Below are 21,556 nucleotides of genomic sequence, written 5' to 3'. Positions count from 1 at the left end.
GCCGTGGGCGCCCGCGTCACCCGGTGGGCGCCCGCTGGGCGTCAGCCGGAGACGACCGGCAGCACGTCCGGGGACAGCGAACCGGCCCGCGCGGTGGCGCTCGTCATCCGCCGGCGGTGATGCCGCCGGCACAGCACCTCGTACCCCACCTCGGCCGCCGACCGGGCCACGTCGCCCACGACGACCTGCTCGCCCTCGACGACCATCTCGCCGCCGACGGTGCGGGCGTTGTGCGTGGCCCGCGCTCCGCACCAGCACATCGCCTCGACCTGCAGGGTCTCCACGCGGTCGGCGAGCTCGATCAGCCGCTGGGAGCCGGGGAACAGCTTCGTGCGGAAGTCCGTCGTGATGCCGAACGCGAAGACGTCCAGGTCCAGGTCGTCGACGATCCGGGCCAGCTGGTCGATCTGCTCGGGGGCGAGGAACTGTGCCTCGTCCACGATCACGTAGTCGACCTTGCCGCCCCGGGACAGCTGCTCGACCACGTACGCGTACAGGTCGACGCCCGGTCCCGCCTCCACCGCGTCGGTCACCAGGCCCAGCCGCGAGGAGAGCTTGCCCTCGCCGGCGCGGTCGTCGCGCGTGAAGATCAGCCCCTGCAGCCCGCGCGCCGACCGGTTGTGCTCGATCTGGAGCGCCAGGGTCGACTTCCCGCAGTCCATGGTCCCGGAGAAGAACGCCAGCTCAGACATCGGGACGGGGGTCCTTTCGGGAAGTGGTGAGGGGGCGTCCGCCGCGGGGCGGCCGTGGCGGGACCCCGCGCGGCTCGGGTCGGTCGTTCGGGCCGGGGAGGGGCGGTGTGCTGGTCGGGGCGGGGCGGGGCTACGTGCGGACTTCGAGGAGGGGGACGAGCTGTTCCGCCGGGGTCATCGAGCCGTGCACACCCGTCATCGCGGACTCGTTGGGCTCGTTGACGGAGGCCGTGATGATCACGTCGTCGTGCGCCGCGGCCACCACGTCGCCGATCCGGCCGTACACCCGCTCGTCGCACAGTCCCGGCGGGCCGAACCAGCCGGCCGCCAGCGCCTCCTCGCGGCTCGCCACCCAGAACTGCTCGCCCAGCACCTCGCGCCAGCAGGTCAGGACGTCGGCCGCGGCGCCCGGCACCGCGTACACGTGGCGGGCCCGGCCCTCGCCGCCCAGCAGGGCGACGCCGGCGCGCAGCTCCCAGTCCTCGTCGAAGTCGATGCGGTGCTGCTCGTCGAAGGGGATGTCCACCATGCCGTGGTCCGCGGTGACGTACAGCGCGCTGCGCGGCGGCAGCTGCTCGGCGAGCCGCTGCACCAGCCGGTCGACGAACATCAGCTGGCCGCGCCAGGCGTCGGAGTCGATGCCGAAACGGTGGCCCGCGCCGTCGAGTTCGCTGTAGTACGTGTAGACCAGCGAACGGTCCCCGGCCGCGAGCTGCGCCGCGGCCGTGTCCATGCGCTCCTCGCCGGAGAGCCGGCCGAGGAACGTGCCGCCGCTCAGCGCCACCTTGGTCAGCGGGGTGTCCTGGAAGGCCGGTGCGGAGACCTGCGCGGTGTGCACTCCGGCCTCGTGGGCCAGCTGGAAGACCGTCGGGTAGGGCTGCCAGACGCGCGGCGAGGACCACGGGTGCCAGCGGAGCTGGTTCATCAGCTCGCCGGTCTCGGGGTTGCGCACCGTGTAGCCGGGCAGGCCGTGCGCGGAGGGCGCCAGGCCGGTGCCGACCGAGGCCAGCGAGGTCGCGGTGGTGGCGGGAAAGCCGGCGGTGGCCGGGCGGCCGGTGCCGCCGCGGGAGGAGCCGAGCAGGGAGGTGAGGTACGGGGCCTCGTCGGGATGGGCCCTGATCTGCTCCCAGCCGAGCCCGTCGATCAGGAAGACGCAGTTCCGGTCGGCCGGGGCGAGCTCCGTGATGCGCGCCTCGAAGCCGGGCACGCCCTGCCCCGCGACCAGCGTGGGCAGCAGGTCGGCGAGGGCGCCCGTGCCGTACTCGGGCACGGGCGCGGTGTCGAGCGCCAGGGGCTCGGGCTCGTCCGGCCAGCCCGAAGCCACCGTCGTCGGCTGGGCCATCAGCGGGTCGCCGCGGTGGCTTCGGAGAGCGACTGGGCGAAGGCCAGCGTCTGGGCCACGGTGTCCGGGCCGTCGCCGGCCTCGCTGACCCTGAGGCTCAGGTCGTCCGCGGTGGAGTTGCCGGTGTAGCCGTGGTCGGCGTCGCAGTTGGGGTCGCCGCAGGCGGCGGGCTCCAGGTCGATCCGGGAGACGGCGCCCCAGCCGATGGTGAGGACGACCTCGCGCGGCAGGGTGCCGGGGGTGTACGCCTCGGGGTTGGCGACGACGCGGCTGACCACGATCGACGAGATCCGGTCCAGCTTGACCGACTCGGTGGAGGTGGTCGCGTACGGGGTCGGGGAGCTGTTGTCGGCGGCCTGCTCGTCGGTGTGGCTGACGATGAAACGGTTGGCCGTCAGGACGAGGACCGTGACGTGGCGGCGGACCTCGTTCTGGTCGAAGGTGGTCTCCTGGTGCACCACGTACGACGCGATCGGCTCGCCGCCGACGGCGGCCTCCACCGCCTCGGCCACGAGGGCCGGGTAATAGCCGCTGCGCTCGATCGCCGCGCGCAGCCCCTGGGTCGTCGTACCGGTCTTCGCCATGGACTCCATCCTAATCCGTCGCGAGGGGCGCTCCGGCGGTCCTCGGACCGCTCCGCCGCGGCTGTCAATAGCTGGGGAGGGTGCGCGGGCCGAGGTCGGTGCGGGCGGGGGGCGGGGCGAGACGGACGGTGGCCCCGAGGACGCGGACGCCGCGCGGGGCGACGACGACGGGTTCGAGGGAGACCGCCACGACCTCGGGGTGGTCGTCGACCAGCCGGGACAGCCGCAGCAGCAGCTCCTCCAGGGCCGGTGTGTCGACGGGCGCGGAGCCGCGCCAGCCGAACAGCAGCGGGGCGGTCCGGATCGACCGGACCAGTTCGGCGGCGTCCCGGTCGGTGGCCGGGACGAGCCGGTGGGCGGTGTCGCCGAGCAGTTCGGAGGCGGCGCCGGCCAGGCCGAACGACAGCACCGCGCCGACGGCCGGGTCGAGCGCGGCCCGGACGACGGTGTCGACGCCGCGCGGCACCATCTCCTGGACGACGGGCTGGAGCTCCTCGGGCTTGCCGAGGGTGTCGGTGAGCTCGGCGTACGCGGCGCGCAGCTGCTCCTCGGTCGCCAGGTCGAGCCGTACGCCGCCGAGGTCGGGGCGGTGGCGCAGGTGGGGGGCGGTCGTCTTGAGGGCGACGGGGTAGCCGAGGCGGGCCGCGGCGGCGACGGCGGCGTCCGGGGTGGGCGCGGGCAGGGCGGGCAGGACGTCGATGCCGTACCGCGCGAGCAGTCCGCTCGCCTCGTCCGGGCCGAGGGTGGTGCCCCGCTCGTCGACGTCGTCGCCGAGCAGGCCCTCGATGAGCGCGGCGGCTCCGGCCTCGTCGATGTCCTCGTACTCGGGGACCCGGCCGGGGTCGGCGGCGTGGCGCCGCCACTGCGCGTACCGCACGGACTCGGCCAGCGCCCGCACGGCGCGCTCGGCGGCGGGGTAGGCGGGGATGTTGCCGGGAGCGGTCGTGGGGGCGGGTTCGGCGGGTTCGGCGGCTTCGGCGGCTTCGGCGGGTTCGGCGGCTTCGGCGGCTTCGGGCGCGGGGTGTGCGCCGGAGGGCGTGGGGGTGGTGAGGGGCGTGGTGGGGGCCGCGGGCCGGCGGGCCGCCGCGCCCGGGGCCGTACTGGCGGCCGCCGAGAGGGCCTCCGCGAGCCCGCCCATCTCGACGTGCACGACCACGACCGGCTTCGCCGGGGCGCTGGCGGAGGCGACGGCCGCGCGCAGGGCCTCGGCCAGGACCTCGCCCTCGCCGGACTCGGTGACGCCGTTCTCGCCCACCCAGGGGATCGCGGTGACGACGACGGCGTCGGACAGCGGGTCGGCGAGCGCCTTGGCGAGCGCGGCCCGGAAGTCGTCGGGGGTCGCCGCGGTCGTCAGGTCCAGCGGCCGCAGCGGTCGCAGTCCCTCGGTCAGGCAGGCGTCGTAGGTGAGCAGCCCGAGGGACTCGGAGTTGCCGAGGATCGCGACGCGGGGTCCGTCGGGCAGCGGCTGGCCGGCGAGCAGCAGGCCCGCGTCGACCAGTTCGGTCACGGTGTCGACCCGGATGACGCCGGCCTGCCGCAGCAGCGCGGAGACGGTGGCGTGCGGGATGCGGGTGGCGGGGACGCGGTGGCCGGGCGGGGCGCTGCCGCTGTGGCGGGCGCCCCTGACCACGACGACCGGCTTGACCGCGGCGGTGCGGCGGGCGAGGCGGGTGAACTTGCGCGGGTTGCCCATGGACTCCAGATAGAGCAGCACGACGTCGGTGTCGGGGTCGTCGTAGCCGTACTGGAGGTAATCGTTGCCGGAGACGTCGACCCGGTTGCCGGCCGAGATGAAGGAGGAGAGCCCGGCGCCGCGCCGGTGCAGTCCGGCGAGCAGGGCGATGCCGATGGCCCCGGACTGGGTGAACAGACCGATCCGCCCGGCGGCCGGCGACTGCGGGGCGAGCGAGGCGTTCAGCCGCACGTCCGGGGAGGTGTTGATGATCCCGAAGGCGTTGGGCCCGATGATCCGCATCCCGTACGAGCGGGCCTGCCGCAGCAGCTCGCGCTGGCGGCGCAGGCCCTCGGCGTCGCCGCTCTCGGCGTAGCCGGCGGAGAGCACGACGAGGCCCTGCACCCCGTGCTCGCCGCAGTCGGCGACGGCCTCGGGGACCCGGTCGGCGGGGACGGCGACGACGGCCAGGTCGACCGGAGCGCCGATCTCGCCGACCGACCGGAAGGCCGGCACGCCCTCCAGTTCCGAGGCGCCCCCCGGCAGGGCCGCGTTCACGGCGTACACGGGACCGGCGAAGCCGGCGTCGAGGAGGTTGCGCAGGACGGTCCGGCCGACCCCGCCGGGGCCGCGGCCGACGCCGACGACCGCGACCGAGCCGGGGGCCAGCAGCCGGTGGACGGAGCGGGACTCGGCGCGCTGTTCGCGGGCGCGCTGGACGGCGAGGGAGCGGTCGGTGGGCTCCAGGTCGAGGTGGAGCCGGACGGAGCCGTCCTCGAAGCTGCGCTTCTGGGTGTAGCCGGCGTCCGTGAACACCTTGATCATCTTGGTGTTCGCGGGCAGCACCTCCGCCGCGAACCGCCGGATGCCCCGCTCCCGGGCCACCGCCGCGATGTGTTCGAGCAGCGCCGAGGCGACGCCGCGCCCCTGGTGGGCGTCCTGGACCAGGAAGGCGACCTCGGCCTCGTCGGCGGGCTCGGGCGCCGGGCGGCCGTGCTCGTCGATGCGGTCGTAGCGGACGGTGGCGATGAACTCGCCGCCGACGGTGGCCGCGAGCCCGACCCGGTCCACGTAGTCGTGATGGGTGAAGCGGTGCACGTCCTTGGCGGAGAGCCGGGGATACGGGGCGAAGAAGCGGTAGTACTTCGACTCGTCCGAGACCTGCTCGTAGAAGCTGACCAGCCGGTCGGCGTCGTCGACGGTGATCGGCCTGATCCGCGCGGTGCCGCCGTCGCGCAGCACGACGTCGGCCTCCCAGTGGTCGGGGTACGCGTGTTCCGACGGCGTCTGCATGGACGACAGCCTACGACCGGGTCATCGCGCGGGCACCGGTCGCGCACGGGGTCCGCGCCGGGCAGGGTGAGGAGGACGCAGGCCGGTGCGGGCCACCGGGGAAGCTGTGCGAGACTGGTCTAGACAACTCACCGAGACTCGAAGGGCAACACCATGGCAGAGCGCCGCGTCAACGTCGGCTGGGCCGAGGGCCTGCACGCCCGCCCCGCCTCCATCTTCGTCCGTGCCGCCACGGCCTCCGGCGTTCCGGTGACCATCGCCAAGGCCGACGGCAACCCGGTCAACGCCGCCTCCATGCTCGCGGTACTGGGCCTGGGCGCGCAGGGCGGCGAGGAGATCGTGCTCGCTTCGGACGCGGAGGGCGCCGAGATCGCCCTGGACCGTCTGGCGAAGCTGGTCGCCGAGGGTCTCGACGAGCTGCCCGAGACCGTCTGATCCCGCCCCTCGGCCGCGCGCCGGGACACGCGAGAACCGCCCCGCCGGAATTCCTGGGGGGCGGTTCTCGCGTTTTCGACGCCTCGGGGATGACGGACAGCGGATTCCGGGCAGTGCAAATCCGGGCAGCGGATTCCGGGCAGCACGAATTGCGGGAGCCGGGAAATTCGCCCGTCCCGTGAAATGCACGTCTTTGTATACGGCGCGTCTGTTAATTCAGCGAGCCCGCGATGTTTACGGCATGTTGCGAAGTCCTCACACGGCCGCCGTCCGGGTGCCGCAGCCGGTGCAGCGGCAGGGTGCGCTCGGCGTGCAGCGCCGTGAGCGCCCGGGCGCGTTCGGCGTCGCCGCGCGCGACCGCGTCCACGATCGCGCCGTGCTCGGCCCAGGTGTCCACGGGCCGCGCCGAGGTCTCGACGGCGTACATCCAGGCGATCTTGTGCCGGAGCTGGGTGAGCAGCGAGGTGAGCGCGGGGCTGCCGGAGGCCTGGGCGAGGGTCTCGTGGAACCAGCCGCCGAGCGAGCGCAGGTCCTCCCCCTGGCCCCGCCGGGCCCGCTCCTGCCCGAGCCTGACCAGGCCGCGCAGGACTTTGAGGTGGGCGTCGGTGCGGCGCTGGGCGGCCCGGCCTGCGGCGAGCGGTTCGAGCAGCGAGCGGACGTCGAGCAGGTCGGCGGCCTCCTGCTCGGTGGGCTCGGCGACATGCGCGCCGGCGTGCCGGCGGCTCACCACGAAGCCCTCGGACTCCAGGGTGCGCAGGGCTTCGCGGACCGGCACGCGGGAGACCCCGTAGCGGCGCGCCAGTTGCTCCTCGGTCAGCCGGCTGCCCCGCTCGAAGACGCCGGAGACGATGTCGTCCCGGATCGCCGTGCACACCGAATGCGCGGGAATGCGCATGTCCGACCTCCGCATTAATCCACGTGAAACCCGCCGACGGTCCCCTGTTCGCCGACTCTTCCGTGACTCTATTGCAGCGAGCGGCCATTTCCGACGGCCGGTCGTGAAACATGGATGTCTTTTGGACGCGAAAAAGCCCCGACTCCGTACGCGAGCCGGGGCTTTTCTGGTGCCGCCGTGGGGTCAGACGTTGACGCCCCGGGCGCGCAGGTACGCGAGCGGGTTGATGTCGGAGCCGTACTCGGCGGTGGTGCGCGCCTCGAAGTGCAGGTGCGGGCCGGTGGAGTTGCCGGTCGAGCCGGAGACGCCGATCTGCTCGCCCGGCATGACGGACGCGCCGACCGAGACGGTGATCCGGGAGAGGTGGCCGTACTGGGTGTACGTGCCGTCGAGGTGGCGGATCACGACGTTGTTGCCGTACGCGCCGCCCCAGCCCGCCTCCACGACGGTGCCGGCGCCGACGGAGACGACCGTGCTGCCGAAGGGGGCCTTGAAGTCGATGCCGGAGTGGCTGCCGGAGGACCACAGGGAGCCGCCGGTCTTGTAGCCGGTGGTGACGTACGTGCCGGCGATGGGCAGCCGGAAGGAGTTCAGGCGCTTGCGCTCGGCCTCGCGGGCGGCGCGCTCGCGGGCCTCGCGGATCTCCTTGGCGCGGGCCTCGGCCTTGCGCTTCGCCTCCGCCTCGGCCTTGGCCTTCGCGGCGGCCTCGTAGGCCTCCTGCTCCTGGGCGGCGGCCTGGGCGTCGATGCGGTCGGCGAGCGTGTCCACGCTGATCGCCTGGGTCAGGCCGGTGTCCTCGAGGGAACGGGCTTCCGTGTCGGCGGCGAGCGCCGGGGAGGCGAGGGTACCGATGACGCCGGTCGTCGCGAGCGCGGCGACGCCTGCGACGCCCGCGCTGCGGCGCGCCATACGGCTCGGACCACGATGCTTCCCGGTGGCACGGGTGAACGCCATGTAGTGGCTGATCCTTTCCTTCCTTCTCGCCTACCGGGTTAGCTGACGGGTTCGGAGCAGGAAGGTCTCCTACGGGCCCCTCCGCCCGACGGCGAAGGCGTCCGATTCACCCCAGGGACTGCGGTGGGTCCCCGGCTCCCCAGGCTCGCGCCTTCGGGGACTCGGCGATGACTGTCCGTTGCCGCGGACGCGGCACGTGCAACCGACGAACAGCCGGACCGACGCTAAGCGTCTTGTCTTTCAATCACCAAACAGACACGGAAGTTTGTAGCGCACGCCACAGGTCATTCGCCCGCTTTCCCTTGCGAACCGGACAAACGGGAGGACCCCGACGCACCGGGGCATCGGGGTCCTCGCGACGGCCTGCGGCCGGCTCAATCAGCCGCTGACGACGGTCACTTCACCGATCCCGAGGGCGCGCACCGGCTCCTCGATCGCGGCGGCGTCGCCGACCAGAACGGTCACCAGCCGGTCCACCGGGAAGGCGTTGACGACCGCCGCGGTCGCCTCGACCGTGCCCGTCTCGGCGAGGCGGGCGTACAACTGCGCCTGGAAATCGTCCGGAAGACGCTGCTCGACCTGGTCGGCGAGGGTGCCGGCGACCGAGGCCGCGGTCTCGTACTTCAGCGGGGCGACGCCCACGAGGTTCTGCACCGCCACATCGCGCTCGGCGTCCGTCAGACCCTCGGCGGCGAGGGTGCGCAGCACCTTCCACAGGTCGTCAAGTGCCGGGCCGGTGTTGGGGGTGTCGACGGAGCCGCTGATGGCGAGCATCGACGCGCCGTTGCCCCGGCCGTCCGAGCGCAGCACCTGGCCGAAGGCCCGCACGCCGTAGGTGTAGCCCTTCTCCTCGCGCAGCACGCGGTCGAGCCGGGAGGTGAGCGTGCCGCCGAGGCAGTACGTGCCGAGCACCTGGGCCGGCCACACGCGGTCGTGCCGGTCCGGGCCGATGCGGCCGATCAGCAGCTGCGTCTGGACGGCGCCGGGGCGGTCCACGATGACCACGCGGCCCGTGTCGTCGGCGGTGATCGGCACGTCCGGGTGCGCCGCGGACGCCTCGCCGGACCAGTCGCCGAGGGTGTCCGCCAGCAGGGCGTCCAGGTCGACGTCGGTGAGGTCGCCGACGACCACCGCGGTGGCGTTGCCGGGGCGGATGTGCGCCTCGTAGAAGGCGCGTACGGCCGCGGCGTCGATGGCGGCCACCGTCTCCTCGGTGCCCTGGCGGGGCCGCGACATGCGCGAACCGGCCGGGAACAGCTCCTTGGAGAGCTGCTTGGCCGCGCGGCGGGCCGGGTTGGCCGTCTCGTGCGGGATCTCGTCGAGCCGGTTGCGCACCAGGCGCTCGATCTCGGTGTCGACGAACGCGGGGGCGCGCAGCGCCTCGGCGAGCAGCCCGAGGGCCTTCGGCAGCCGGGAGACCGGGACCTCCAGGGAGACCCGGACGCCCGGGTGGTCCGCGTGCGCGTCCAGGGTGGCGCCGCAGCGCTCCAGCTCGGCGGCGAACTCCTCGGCGGAGTGCTTGTCGGTGCCCTCGGACAGCGCCCGCGCCATGATCGTCGCCACGCCGTCCAGACCGGCCGGCTCGGCGTCCAGCGGCGCGTCGAGGACCAGCTCGACGGCCACCACCTGCTGGCCGGGTCGGTGGCAGCGCAGCACCGTCAGCCCGTTGTCGAGGGAGCCGCGCTCGGGGGCCGGGAAGGCCCAGGGGCGCGCCTCGCCCGCCCGCGGCTGCGGGTGGAACTCCATGCTGGTCAAAGACGCGGCAGCGTCGCTCACTGGTCGGCTCCCTCTTCCTCGTCGCTGTCGCTCTCGGCGCCCGGGTCGCCCGGGATCGCGGTGATCGGCTCGTACACCAGCACCGCCCGGTTGTCGGGGCGCAGCCGGGCCTCGGCGACGGCCCGCACCTCCTCGGCGGTCACGTCGAGCACCCGCTGCACGGCGGTCAGCGCCAGCTGCGGGTCGCCGAACAGCACCGCGTACCGGCACAGTTCGTCGGCGCGGCCGGCGACCGTGCCGAGCCGGTCCAGCCACTCGCGCTCCAACTGCGCCTGGGCGCGCTCCATCTCCTCGGGCGTCGGCCCCTCGGCGGCGAACCGGGCCAGCTCCTCGTCGACCGCGGCCTCGATCCGCGGCACCTCGACGCCGCCGGAGGTCTTCACGTCCAGCCAGCCGAGCGAGGGCGCGCCGGCCAGCCGGAGCAGCCCGAAGCCGGCCGCGACGGCCGTGCGGTCGCGGCGGACCAGCCGGTTGTGCAGCCGGGACGACTCGCCGCCGCCGAGGACCGTCAGGGCCAGGTCGGCCGCGTCGCACTCGCGGGTGCCGTCGTGCGGGAGCCGGTAGGCGGCCATCAGGGCGCGGGCCGGGACCTCCTCCTCGACGACCTCGCGCAGCTGCTCGCCGATGATGTCCGGGAGTGTGCCGTCGCGCGGCGGCTGCTTGCCGTCGTGGCCGGGGATCGAGCCGAAGTACTTCTCGATCCACGCGAGGGTCTGCTCGGGGTCGATGTCGCCGACGACCGAGAGCACCGCGTTGTTCGGCGCGTAGTAGGTACGGAAGAAGTTCCGCGCGTCTTCCAGGGTGGCGGCGTCCAGATCGGCCATGGAGCCGATCGGCGTGTGGTGGTACGGGTGGCCCGCCGGGTAGGCGAGCGCGGTGAGCTTCTCGAACGCCGTGCCGTAGGGCACGTTGTCGTAGCGCTGGCGGCGCTCGTTCTTCACCACGTCGCGCTGGTTCTCCATGGACTCGTCGTCCAGGGCGGCCAGCAGCGAGCCCATGCGGTCCGCCTCCAGCCAGAGCGCCAGCTCCAGCTGGTGGGCGGGCATGGTCTCGAAGTAGTTGGTGCGCTCGAAACTGGTGGTGCCGTTGAGCGAACCGCCGGCGCCCTGCACCAGCTCGAAGTGCCCGTTGCCCTTGACCTGCTTCGAGCCCTGGAACATCAGGTGCTCGAAGAGGTGGGCGAGGCCGGTGCGGCCCGGGACCTCGTGGCGCGAGCCGACGTCGTACCAGAGGCAGACCGCGGCGACCGGGGTCAGGTGGTCCTCGGAGAGCACCACGCGCAGGCCGTTGGCCAGCCGGTGCTCGGTCGCTGTCAGGCCGCCGGAGCCGGCTTCGGCCGTGGCCGTGTGACCCATGGGCATGTACGTCCCTTCGATCGCGATGTGGAAGAGTCCTGCCACTGTATGCAAGCGCACCGACACCTCGCGAAGTTCCCGCCGCATCGGACTGTCCCTCTTCCGGGTCGACGTCGGCGTTGTCGGTGCGACGGTCCACAATGGTCCGCGTCAGATCAACCATGTTGGTAAGGAGCCGCAGCCGCGATGGCCCGCCGCAGCACGAAGACACCGCCGCCGGACGACGCGTTCGAGGAGAGGATCCTCGACATCGACGTCGTCGACGAGATGCAGGGCTCCTTCCTCGAGTACGCGTACTCGGTCATCTACTCGCGCGCCCTGCCGGACGCCCGCGACGGCATGAAGCCGGTACAGCGCCGCATCGTCTACCAGATGTCGGAGATGGGGCTCCGGCCCGATCGCGGCTACGTGAAGTGCGCGCGCGTCGTCGGCGAGGTCATGGGCAAGCTGCACCCGCACGGCGACGCGTCGATCTACGACGCGCTGGTGCGCATGGCGCAGCCGTTCTCCATGCGGGTCCCCCTGGTCGACGGCCACGGCAACTTCGGCTCCCTCGGCAACGACGACCCGCCGGCCGCCATGCGGTACACCGAGTCCCGGATGGCGCCCGCGGCGCTGCTGATGACGGACTCGATCGACGAGGACACCGTCGACTTCGCCCCGAACTACGACGGCCAGGAGCGGGAGCCGGTCGCGCTGCCCGCGGCGTACCCGAACCTGCTGGTCAACGGCGCGTCGGGCATCGCGGTCGGCATGGCCACCAACATGCCCCCGCACAACCTGGGCGAGGTGATCGCCGCCGCGCGGCACCTGATCCGGCACCCGCACGCGGACCTCGACGCGCTGATGCGCTTCGTGCCCGGCCCCGACCTGCCGACCGGCGGCCGGATCGTCGGCCTGTCCGGCATCAAGGACGCGTACGAGTCCGGCCGCGGCACGTTCAAGATCCGCGCCACCGCCACCATCGAGAACGTCACGGCCCGCCGCAAGGGCATCGTGGTCACGGAGCTGCCCTTCACCGTCGGGCCCGAGAAGGTCATCTCCAAGATCAAGGACCTGGTCGGCTCGAAGAAGCTCCAGGGCATCGCCGACGTCAAGGACCTCACCGACCGCGCCCACGGCCTGCGGCTGGTCATCGAGGTCAAGAACGGCTTCGTGCCGGAGGCGGTCCTGGAGCAGCTGTACAAGCTGACGCCCATGGAGGAGTCCTTCGGCATCAACAACGTGGCGCTGGTCGACGGCCAGCCGCTGACGCTGGGTCTGAAGGAGCTGCTCGAGGTCTACCTGGACCACCGCTTCGACGTGGTCCGGCGGCGCTCGGAGTTCCGCCGCGGCAAGAAGCGGGACCGGCTGCACCTGGTCGAGGGCCTGCTGGTCGCCCTGCTGGACATCGACGAGGTCATCCGGCTGATCCGGCAGAGCGAGAACTCGGCGCAGGCCAAGGAGCGCCTGATGGAGCGCTTCTCGCTGAGCGAGGTCCAGACGCAGTACATCCTCGACACCCCACTGCGCCGGCTCACCAAGTTCGACCGGCTGGAGCTGGAGTCCGAGCGGGACCGGCTCACCGGCGAGATCGAGGAGCTGACGAAGGTCCTCGACTCGGACGCGGAGCTGCGCAAGCTGGTCTCGGCGGAACTGGCCGCGGTGGCGAAGAAGTTCGGCACGGAGCGGCGCACGGTCCTGCTGGAGTCGGCGGGCGCGCCGGCCACGGCCGTGTCCCTGGAGGTCGCGGACGACCCGTGCCGGGTGCTGCTGTCCTCGACGGGTCTGCTGGCCCGTACGGTGACGGAGGAGCTGCCGGCGGCCGGCGACGGCAAGCGCTCCCGCCACGACGTGATCGTCTCGTCGGTGGCGGCGACGCAGCGCGGCGACGTGGGCGCGGTGACCTCGGCCGGACGGCTGCTGCGGATCCAGGTGATCGACCTGCCGCAGCTTCCGGACACGGCGACCGCACCGAACCTTGCGGGCGGCGCGCCGCTGACGGAGTTCCTGAGCCTGGAGCCCGACGAGACGGTGGTGTGCCTCACCACGCTCGAGGAGTCCTCGCCGGGCCTGGCGCTCGGCACGCTGCAGGGCGTCGTCAAGCGCGTGGTGCCGGACTATCCGGCGAACAAGGAGGAGCTGGAGGTCATCACCCTCAAGGAGGGCGACCGGATCGTCGGCGCGACGGAGCTGCGCACCGGCGAGGAGGACCTGGTCTTCATCACCTCCGACGCCCAGCTGCTGCGCTTCCAGGCCGCGCAGGTGCGGCCGCAGGGCCGCCCGGCGGGCGGTATGGCGGGCATCAAGCTGAGCGCGGGCGCCGAGGTCATCTCCTTCACGGCGGTGGACCCGGCCGCGGACGCGGTCGTCTTCACCGTGGCCGGGGCGACGGGCAGCCTGGACGCCACGGTCGGCACGTCGGCGAAGCTGACCCCCTTCGACCAGTACCCGCGCAAGGGCCGCGCGACCGGCGGCGTCCGCTGCCAGCGCTTCCTGAAGGGCGAGGACGTCCTGGTCCTGGGCTGGGCGGGCGCGGCCCCGGCGCGGGCGGCCCAGCGGAACGGAACCCCGGCCGAGCTGCCGGAGCCGGACCCGCGCCGCGACGGCTCGGGGACGCCGCTGGCACAGCCGGTCGCGGTCCTGGCGGGGCCGGTCGGCTAACCGGCCGGCGCGGAGGGGTCCTGCTCCTCCGTGTGCTCCGTGTCCCGGACATACCGCAGGACACCCCACATCGACGGTTCGTCGGGGGTGTCCTGCGGTCCGTTCTGCTCGCAGTCGGCGAGGGCCTTGCGGAGCGCCGGGGCGTCGACGCCGGAACCGATGAGGACGAGCTGCGTGAGGCGTTCCTCGCCGGCCGGCCAGGGTTCCGGGTAGAAGCGCAGGAAGCGGCCGACGGCGTGCACCGTGTAACGGTTGGCCGGGTCGGCGGCGCCGAAGTCGACGAAGCCCTTGATGCGGTAGAGGCCCTCGGGGCGGGAGTCCAGGAACGCCATCAGACGGCGCGGGTGCAGCGGGACGTCCGTGGCGTGCGAGAGCGTCTCGTAGGCGGCGTGCGGGTGGGCGTGGGCGTCCTCGTCGCCGTACAGGACGTCCTCGATGGACATCTGACCCTCGATCTCGCCGTCCGGGACCACCCGGTCGAAGAGCAGTTCGGGGTCGACCCGTCCGTGCGCGGCGGTGACGACCGCGGCCCGCTCCGCGAGCCGGCCGACCGTCTCGCGGACGGCGGCGAGGTCCTGCTCGGCGACCCGGTCGGCCTTGTTGACGACGACGAGGTCGGCGAGGGCGAGGTGCCGGTCCGTCTCCGGGTGCCGTTCCCGGGTGGCGTCGAACTCGGCCACGTCCACGAGCTGCACCAGGCCGCCGTAGACGATCCGCTCGTTCTCACTGGCCAGCACCATCCGCACCAGTTCCTGCGGCTCGGCGAGCCCGCTGGCCTCGATCACGATCACGTCGAGCCGGAGCTCGGGCCGGGTCAGCACCTCCAGGTACTCGTCGAGCTCGCTCGCGTCGACGGCGCAGCACAGGCAGCCGTTTCCGAGCGACACGGTGGAGCCGACCTGGCCGGCGACGGTCATCGCGTCGATCCCGATGTCGCCGAAGTCGTTGACCATGACCCCGATCCGGGTCCCGCGGGCGCTGCGCAGCAGGTGGTTGAGCAGGGTGGTCTTGCCGGAGCCGAGGAATCCCGCGAGGACGACGACGGGAATCTGCTGCGTGCCCAAGAGCTGTGCCTTTCGGTGTCTGCCGCTGTGGTCCGCCGGCCGTGGACCGGCGGCTGTGGACCGGCCCACCAGGATAGGTCGGCGTGGATCTCCGGGGCCGGTGGACGGGCCCCCGGGCCTCGTCGCGGGAGGGTCGGCCGCGCTCCTGCGGCACGTGCGGCCCCGACCCCGGAATTTCCGGTCACCGTGGCGGGGCCTTTACCGTTCCTCCCATGAGTCCGTCCTCCGCCGCCGCCCCGCCGCGCCCCCTCCGGCGGCGTCGTCTGGGCTGGCCGCGGCGGATGTTCTCGCAGGTGCTGCTGATGCAGCTGGCCGTGGCGACGGGGGTGACGGTGCTGGCCACCGGCCTCTTCCTGGCGCCGCTCTCCGCCCAGCTGGACGACCAGGCGATGCGCCGGGCGCTGGCCATCGCCGAGACGACCGGGACCCCGCGCCTCGCCGCCGACGTCGTCCGCACGCCGCCGCGCGCGGACGGGCCGGTGCAGAGCGAGGCCGAGCGGATCCGCCGGGCCACCGGGGCCGAGTACGTGGTCGTCATGGACACCCGCGGCATCCGCTGGTCGCACACCGACCCCGCGCAGATCGGCCGGCGCGTCTCCACCGACCCGAGCTCGGCCCTCGCCGGCCACGAGGTGATGGAGATCGACAGCGGGACGCTCGGCCGCTCCGCCCGGGGCAAGGCCCCGCTGCGCGACGCCGGCGGCCGCATCGTCGGAGCGGTCTCCGTCGGCATCGAGTACGACAGCGTCCGCGACCGGCTCCTCGGGGCGATCCCTGGGCTGCTCGCGTACGCCGGCGGCGCCCTGGCCGCCGGCGCCCTCGCCGCGTACCTGATCTCCCGCCGTCTCCAGCGGCAGACCCGCGATCTCGCGTTCTCCGACATCGCCGCGCTGCTCGCCGAACGCGAGGCGATGCTGCACGGCATCCGCGAGGGCGTCGTCGCGCTCGACCGGGGCGGCAGGGTCCGGCTGATCAACGACGAGGCGCAGCGCCTGCTCGGCGTGGGCCCCGAGGCGGCCGGGCGGCCGCTGGACGAGGTGCTGGGAGAGGGCCGGACCACGGACGTGCTGGCCGGCCGGGTCACCGGCGAGGACCTGGTGACGGTACGCGGCCACCGCGTGCTGATCGCCAACCGCATGCCCACGGACGACGGGGGCGCCGTCGCCACCCTGCGCGACCGCACCGAACTGGAGCAGCTCGGCCGCGAGCTGGACTCGACGCGCGGCCTGATCGACGCCCTGCGCGCCCAGGACCACGAGCACGCCAACCGGATGCACACGCTCCTGGGTCTGCTGGAACTGGAGATGCACGAGGAGGCGGCCGAGTTCGTCACGGAGGTCGTCGGCGTGCACCGGGCCACCGCCGAGCAGGTCACCGAGAAGGTCCACGACCCGCTGGTCGCCGCGCTCCTCGTCGGCAAGGCGACCGTGGCCGCCGAGCGGGGCGTCTCGCTGCGGATCGCCGCGGACAGCCTGCTGCCGGACCGCGTCGTCGACCCCCGGGAGCTGGTCACCGTGGTCGGCAACCTGGTGGACAACGCCCTGGACGCGGCCGCGGGCACCCCGGACGCCTGGATCGAGGTGGCCCTGCGCGCCGAGGGCCGTACGGCGGTGCTGCGGGTGACCGACAGCGGCCCCGGTGTGCCCGACGAACGCCGGGAGCTGATCTTCACGGAGGGCTGGACGACGAAGGAGCCGCCCTCCCACGGCAAGCGCGGCCTGGGGCTGCCGCTGGTGCGCCGGCTCGCGGAGCGGCAGGGCGGCGGCGCGCGGGTCGGCGCGGCGGCCGACGGCGGAGCCGAGTTCACCGTCGTACTGCCGGAGGCGCTCACGGACGCGCCGGAGTCCCCGTCCCCGGACGGCTCGGCCCCGGACGGTTCGGTCGCGGACGGGTCGGTCCCGGGCGCCGGGGTCCTCGCGGCGGAGGAGTCCCGGTGATCGAGGTCCTGGTCGTGGACGACGACGTGCGCGTCGCGCAGATCAACGCGGCGTACGTCGGGAAGGTTCCCGGCTTCCATGTCGCCGGCACCGCCCACTCCGCGGCCGAGGCGCTGGCCCGCCTCGACGACACCCCGGTGGACCTGGTTCTGCTCGACCACTACCTGCCGGACGGCAACGGCCTCGCCGTGGTCCGGGAGCTGCGCCGCCACGGCCGGCACACCGACGTGATCATGGTGACGGCGGCCCGGGACGTCGCCACCGTCCAGGCGGCCATGCGCCACGGCGCGCTGCAGTACCTGGTCAAGCCGTTCACCTTCGCGGGGCTGCGCGCGAAGCTGGAGGCGTACGCGGCGCTGCGTCGCACGCTGGAGGGCGGCGGGGAGGCGGAACAGGCGGAGGTCGACCGGATCTTCGGGGCGCTGTCGGCCGGTTCGGCTGTGCCGGACCTCCCCAAGGGGCACTCCCCCACCACCGCCGAACTGGTCCGGCAGGTGCTGCTCGCGGCCGAGGGGCCGCTGTCCGCGCAGGACATCGCCGACCGGGCGGGCGTCAGCCGGCAGACCGCGCAGCGCTATCTCAAGCTGCTGGAGCGCGCCGGCCGGGTGCGACTGTCGCTCCGGTACGGGGAGACGGGCCGGCCGGAGCACCGGTACGCCTGGGTCGCCTCGCGCTGAGCCCGGGGCCGCTCACACGGCGCCCGCGCCGGTGAGCGCCCTGACCTCCGTCTCGGCGTGCTTGGCCGGGTCGGGGGCCTCGCCCGAGGTGACGGTCCCGAGCCAGCCGGCCAGGAAGCCCAGCGGGATCGAGACGAGCCCGGGGTTCTGCAGCGGGAAGACATGGAAGTCGACACCGGGGAACAGGGCCTCGGGGCCGCCGGAGACGACCGGCGAGAACAGCACCAGGAGGATCGCCGGGACCAGCCCGCCGTAGACCGACCAGACGGCGCCGCGCGTGGTGAAGTTCCGCCAGAACAGCGAGTACAGCAGCACCGGCAGGTTTGCCGAGGCCGCCACCGCGAAGGCGAGGCCGACCAGGAACGCCACGTTCAGATCGCGGGCGAGCAGGCCGAGCCCGATCGCCGCCAGACCGATCCCGGCCGCGGCGGCGCGGGCCACCGCGACCTCGCTGTACGGCTTCGCCCCGGCGCGGCGGCTGCGCAGCGAGGCGTACAGGTCGTGGGCGACGGAGGCGGACGAGGCGAGGGTGATGCCCGCGACGACGGCGAGGATCGTGGCGAAGGCGACCGCGGCGACCACCGCGAACAGCACCGTGCCGCCGGTCGAGCCCGCGCCGCCGCCCAGGTCGAGCGCGAGCAGGGGGACGGCGGTGTTGCCGGCGGTGTTGGAGGCGCGGACGGCCTCCGGGCCGATGATCGCCGCGGCCCCGAACCCGAGGACGATCGTCATCAGGTAGAAGCTGCCGATGAGTCCGATCGACCAGACGACCGAGCGGCGGGCGGCGGCCGCGGTCGGCACGGTGTAGAAGCGCGACAGGATGTGCGGCAGCCCGGCCGTGCCGAGGACGAGAGCCAGGCCGAGGCTGATGAAGTCGAAGCGCGCGGTCCAGTCCCCGCCGTAGCGCAGTCCGGGCGCGAGGAAGTCCGTGCCGTGGCCACTGCGCTCGGCGGCGGTGGTGAGCATCAGTCCGAAGTCGCCGTGGAAGCGGACCAGCACGAGGATGGTGAGCGTGATCGAACCGGCCATGAGCAGCACGGCCTTGACGATCTGGATCCAGGTCGTGGCGCGCATACCGCCGAGCGACACGTAGACGACCATCAGCGCTCCGACGCCGATGACGGTCCAGGAGCGCGCCGCCCCGCCCGTCTCGCCGAGCAGCAGCGCGACGAGGCTGCCCGCGCCGACCATCTGCGCCACCAGGTAGAGCACGGAGACGGTGACGGACGAGGTGCCGGCGGCGATGCGCACGGGCCGCTCGGCCATGCGCGCGGCGACGACGTCGGCGAGGGTGAAGCGGCCGCAGTTGCGGACGAGTTCGGCGACGAGCAGCAGCACCACGAGCCAGGCGACGAGGAAGCCGACCGAGTAGAGCATGCCGTCGTAGCCGAAGAGCGCGATCAGCCCGGAGATGCCGAGGAAGGACGCGGCGGACATGTAGTCGCCGGCGATGGCGAATCCGTTCTCCATGGGCGAGAACAGCCGGCCGCCGGCGTAGAACTCCTCCGCCGAGCCGTGCCGGTTGCGGCTCACCCAGGTGGTGATCGCCAGGGTGACCGCGACGAACACGCTGAACAGGATCAGCGCCAGGGTCTGGTGGTCGCCGCTCACCGGGTGGTCCCCCGCGTGGCTCCGTCGGTCGTCGCGTGCGCCGGGTTCGTCGCGTGCGCCGCCGCGGGGGTGCTTCCTCGTGCCATGCCTCGGGTCATCTCCTGGGTGTCCCAGCGCAGTTCGAGCGCCGCCGGGTCCCGGCGCAGCCGGGCGTGCCGGGCGTACGCCCAGGTCAGCAGGAAAGTGGTGAGGAACTGGGCGAGCCCGGCCAGCATCGCCACGTTCACCGCCCCGGCCACCGGCCGGCCCATCAGGCCGGGGGCGACGGTGGCGACGACGACGTACGCGAGGTACCAGAGCAGGAACGCGCCGGCCGCCGGGAAGGCGAAGCGCCGGTAGCGGGCGCGGACCTCGCGGAAGGCGGGGCTGCGCTGCACCTCCAGGTAGATGTCCGCGGCGGTGTGGGGCTTCGCCTGGCGGGGGATCCGCCCCGGGCCCGCGGCCGGGTCCTCGGCGGTCGCGGCGGCCGGGTCCTGGCCGGCCGCGGCGCCCGGTTCTCCCCAGCCGGACGCGAGCGCGTCGTACCAGGGGTCGTCGATGCGACCCGCCGGGGTGTTCGGCCCTTCCTGCTTCTCCACCGGTGAACTCTCCTTGTCAGCGAACCGTTTCGGCCGCGTGCCCAAGGATGGACAGAGCGGGAAGATCCCGGACTCTTCTCCCGGTCACTTCACCCCATCAGGTGATGGGGTCTCCCGGTGGCCTGACAACTCCGCGCTGATAGGCGTACCGGACCGCCTGGGCGCGGTCGCGCACCCCGGTCTTGGCGAAGAGATTGTTGATGTGGGTCTTCACGGTGGCCGTGGAAATGCGAAGCCGGCCGGCGATCTCCTGGTTGGAGAGCCCGTCCGCGACGAGCGCGAGCACCTGCGCCTCGCGCTCGGTGAGACCGTCCGGCGGCGCCGCGGCGCGCGGGCGGGTGCGCCTCGGGCCTCTCCGGCCGGTTCAGCAGCCGTTCCAGGAGGCGTCGTTGGACGGCCGGTGCGAGCCCGGCGCGTCCGTCGAGCACGTCGCGGACGGCGCGGGCGATCTCCTCGCCGCCGGCGTCCTTGGTGAGGTAGCCGCGCGCCCCGGCCCGCAGCGCCGGGAACAGCGAGTCGTCGTCGGCGTACGTGGTGAGCACCACGACCTCGGTGCCGGGGTGCTCGGCGCGGATCCGCCGGGTGGCCTCCACGCCGTCGCAGCGCGGCATACGCAGGTCCATCAGCACCACGTCCGGGGCGAGTTCGGCGGTCAGGGCGACGGCCTCCTCGCCGTCCCGGGCGGCGCCGACGACCTCGATGCCGGGGAGCAGCCCGAGCACGAGGACGATGCCCTCGCGCACCATGGCCTGGTCGTCGGCGACGAGCACCCGGGCGCTGCGCCCCCCTTCGTCCGTCATGCCGGCACCCTCAGCCGCACGGCGAAGCCGTCGCCCTCGGGGGCCGCCTCCAGCGTGCCGCCGAGGAGTTCGGCGCGCTCGCGCATGCCGAGCAGCCCGTAGCCGGAGCCGGAGGCCGCCAGGCCGCTCCCGCCGGAGGGGCCGGCGGCGGCCCGCGCCGCGGCGGGCGCGCCCGAGTCGCGTATCTCCAGGGCGATCTCACCGGACCTGTACGCCAGCAGCAGCCGCGTCCGGGCCCCGGGGGCGTGTTTGCGCACATTGGTGAGCGCTTCCTGCGCCACTCTGCGCACGGCCTGGGATGCCTCCGCCGGCAGCGGCCGGGGCTCGCCGGAGACCCGCACCTCCGCCCCGTCCTCGCGGGCCAGTTCCCGCAGGTAGTCCTCGACCGGCGCCAGGTCGCCGCGGAGCGCGGAGAGCGCCTGCCGGGTCTCGGCGAGCCCTTCGCGGGCCATGGAGCGGGCCGCGACGACCCGCCGGCGTATCTCCTCAGGTTCCGCGCCGGCGTCGATCTGGAGCCGGGCCGCCTCCAGGTGCACCAGCTGGGCGGAGAGGCTGTGGGCGAGGACGTCGTGGATCTCGCGGGCGATCCGGGCGCGTTCGGCGAGCGCCGCGGAGGCCGCCTCGGCGTCCCGGGCCGCCCGCTCCTGCGCGAGCAGCCGGAAACCCGCGCCGCGCGCCTGGGCGTCGAGCCGGAGCGAGTACCCGGTCAGGAGCACGGCCGCGGTGGTGACCGCCGCCCCGCGCGGCCCGGTCTCGTCGGCAGCGACGAACCCTCCGACGAGGACGGCGACGGTGAGCACCCCGGCGGCGAGCGGCAGCCGCTCCATCGCCAGCACCCCCGCCACGATCCAGGTCAGCGTCGCGGGCACGGGCGCGCCGGCCAGGTACGTGCCGAGGGCGCAGCCGGCGAGGACGCCGAGCAGGCCCAGCGAGGGAAGCAGCCGGTGGGCCAGGGTCGCGCGGCGGAAGGCGGCCACGGCCGCTCCGCACAGCGCCAGCCCGAGCGCCGGCAGGAGCCCGTACGCGCCGGGGAAGGCGCCGGAGAGGTGGGCGCTGATCAGCGCCCAGGCGCAGAGCGCGGTGAGCAGCAGCCCGTCCAGGACGAGGCGGCCCCGGGGCACGCCGACCCTGCTGAGCGCCTCGCGCGTCGGCCAGGCGAGCCACCGCCCGGCGGCCACGGTCCCGTCCAAGTCCGGCCCCCCTCCGTCGTCTCGATGCTACGGCGGAAGGGGGTTCGCGTGATCGGCC

General features: G+C 73.8%; 16 protein-coding genes, 1 pseudogene and 1 riboswitch. Of the genes and pseudogenes, 4 read left to right on the top strand and 13 right to left on the bottom strand.

Annotated features, from left to right (window positions below; all coding sequences use genetic code 11):
• Positions 1 to 41 precede the first annotated feature (41 nt).
• From ACNJ93_RS24380 to ACNJ93_RS24365, 4 genes are all read right to left on the bottom strand, one after another.
• On the bottom strand, positions 42 to 692 hold the full coding sequence (locus tag ACNJ93_RS24380) for a thymidine kinase (RefSeq protein ID WP_418959558.1): 651 nt from the start codon (positions 690 to 692) through the stop codon (positions 42 to 44).
• Between the two features lie 130 nt (positions 693 to 822).
• Positions 823 to 2,034: an alkaline phosphatase family protein gene (locus tag ACNJ93_RS24375; RefSeq protein WP_418959557.1), complete on the bottom strand. Its 1,212-nt coding sequence runs from the start codon at positions 2,032 to 2,034 to the stop codon at positions 823 to 825.
• The gene (locus ACNJ93_RS24370; protein WP_418959556.1) at positions 2,034 to 2,618 is read right to left on the bottom strand and encodes a DUF5998 family protein; all 585 of its coding nucleotides are present in this window, start codon (positions 2,616 to 2,618) and stop codon (positions 2,034 to 2,036) included. The genes ACNJ93_RS24375 and ACNJ93_RS24370 overlap by 1 nt, the downstream gene beginning before the upstream one ends.
• Positions 2,619 to 2,682: 64 nt before the next feature.
• The gene (locus ACNJ93_RS24365) at positions 2,683 to 5,583 is read right to left on the bottom strand and encodes a GNAT family N-acetyltransferase (protein ID WP_418959555.1); all 2,901 of its coding nucleotides are present in this window, start codon (positions 5,581 to 5,583) and stop codon (positions 2,683 to 2,685) included.
• A 153-nt stretch (positions 5,584 to 5,736) separates the two neighbouring features.
• On the opposite strand from ACNJ93_RS24365, the gene ACNJ93_RS24360 reads away from it, so the two are divergent.
• On the top strand, positions 5,737 to 6,018 hold the full coding sequence (locus ACNJ93_RS24360) for an HPr family phosphocarrier protein (RefSeq protein WP_418959554.1): 282 nt from the start codon (positions 5,737 to 5,739) through the stop codon (positions 6,016 to 6,018).
• 211 nt (positions 6,019 to 6,229) lie between these two features.
• Here the strand turns inward: ACNJ93_RS24360 and ACNJ93_RS24355 are convergent, their stop codons facing one another.
• The 4 genes from ACNJ93_RS24355 to ACNJ93_RS24340 form a co-directional block, all read right to left on the bottom strand.
• Entirely contained in the window at positions 6,230 to 6,913 is a 684-nt protein-coding gene (locus ACNJ93_RS24355; RefSeq protein ID WP_418959553.1) for a GntR family transcriptional regulator, read from the bottom strand.
• A gap of 183 nt (positions 6,914 to 7,096) precedes the next feature.
• Positions 7,097 to 7,867 carry a M23 family metallopeptidase gene (locus ACNJ93_RS24350; RefSeq protein ID WP_418959552.1) on the bottom strand — a complete coding sequence of 257 codons (771 nt, stop codon included), beginning with the start codon at positions 7,865 to 7,867 and terminating at the stop codon, positions 7,097 to 7,099.
• Positions 7,868 to 7,880: 13 nt separating this feature from the next.
• A riboswitch (cyclic di-AMP (ydaO/yuaA leader) is annotated at positions 7,881 to 8,044 on the bottom strand.
• A gap of 201 nt (positions 8,045 to 8,245) precedes the next feature.
• Positions 8,246 to 9,613 (bottom strand): M16 family metallopeptidase, encoded by a 1,368-nt coding sequence (locus ACNJ93_RS24345; RefSeq protein ID WP_418961514.1) that lies wholly within the window; start codon positions 9,611 to 9,613, stop codon positions 8,246 to 8,248.
• Between the two features lie 26 nt (positions 9,614 to 9,639).
• Positions 9,640 to 11,004, bottom strand: coding sequence for a M16 family metallopeptidase (locus ACNJ93_RS24340; RefSeq protein ID WP_418961513.1), 1,365 nt, complete (start codon positions 11,002 to 11,004; stop codon positions 9,640 to 9,642).
• 180 nt (positions 11,005 to 11,184) lie between these two features.
• Here ACNJ93_RS24340 and ACNJ93_RS24335 point away from each other — a divergent pair, with 180 nt between their 5' ends.
• The gene (locus tag ACNJ93_RS24335; protein WP_418959551.1) at positions 11,185 to 13,641 is read left to right on the top strand and encodes a DNA gyrase/topoisomerase IV subunit A; all 2,457 of its coding nucleotides are present in this window, start codon (positions 11,185 to 11,187) and stop codon (positions 13,639 to 13,641) included.
• On the opposite strand, the gene ACNJ93_RS24330 is transcribed toward ACNJ93_RS24335, so the two are convergent.
• Entirely contained in the window at positions 13,638 to 14,705 is a 1,068-nt protein-coding gene (locus ACNJ93_RS24330) for a CobW family GTP-binding protein (RefSeq protein WP_418959550.1), read from the bottom strand. The genes ACNJ93_RS24335 and ACNJ93_RS24330 overlap by 4 nt on opposite strands.
• Positions 14,706 to 14,917: 212 nt before the next feature.
• Between ACNJ93_RS24330 and ACNJ93_RS24325 the strand changes: the two genes are divergently transcribed.
• Entirely contained in the window at positions 14,918 to 16,642 is a 1,725-nt protein-coding gene (locus tag ACNJ93_RS24325; RefSeq protein WP_418959549.1) for an ATP-binding protein, read from the top strand.
• Complete coding sequence (locus tag ACNJ93_RS24320) at positions 16,639 to 17,319, top strand: DUF7342 family protein (protein ID WP_418959548.1); 681 nt, start codon at positions 16,639 to 16,641, stop codon at positions 17,317 to 17,319. Before ACNJ93_RS24325 ends, ACNJ93_RS24320 begins: the two co-directional genes overlap by 4 nt.
• Before the next feature lie 12 nt (positions 17,320 to 17,331).
• Here the strand turns inward: ACNJ93_RS24320 and ACNJ93_RS24315 are convergent, their stop codons facing one another.
• From ACNJ93_RS24315 to ACNJ93_RS24300, 4 genes and pseudogenes are all read right to left on the bottom strand, one after another.
• Positions 17,332 to 18,930, bottom strand: a complete 1,599-nt coding sequence (locus ACNJ93_RS24315; protein ID WP_418959547.1) for a cation acetate symporter — start codon at positions 18,928 to 18,930, stop codon at positions 17,332 to 17,334.
• Positions 18,927 to 19,508, bottom strand: a complete 582-nt coding sequence (locus ACNJ93_RS24310) for a DUF485 domain-containing protein (RefSeq protein ID WP_418959546.1) — start codon at positions 19,506 to 19,508, stop codon at positions 18,927 to 18,929. Before ACNJ93_RS24310 ends, ACNJ93_RS24315 begins: the two co-directional genes overlap by 4 nt.
• A 97-nt stretch (positions 19,509 to 19,605) precedes the next feature.
• A pseudogene (locus ACNJ93_RS24305) lies at positions 19,606 to 20,308 on the bottom strand (response regulator).
• Positions 20,305 to 21,498 carry a sensor histidine kinase gene (locus ACNJ93_RS24300; RefSeq protein ID WP_418959545.1) on the bottom strand — a complete coding sequence of 398 codons (1,194 nt, stop codon included), beginning with the start codon at positions 21,496 to 21,498 and terminating at the stop codon, positions 20,305 to 20,307. Before ACNJ93_RS24300 ends, ACNJ93_RS24305 begins: the two are co-directional and overlap by 4 nt.
• Positions 21,499 to 21,556: the final 58 nt, after the last annotated feature.

It is taken from the genome of Streptomyces tritici (genome assembly GCF_048500665.1).
GTDB classification, from domain to species: domain Bacteria; phylum Actinomycetota; class Actinomycetes; order Streptomycetales; family Streptomycetaceae; genus Streptomyces; species Streptomyces tritici.
The sequence above is the reverse complement of the archived record's forward strand: the minus strand, read 5'-3'. Positions and strand labels throughout refer to the sequence as shown.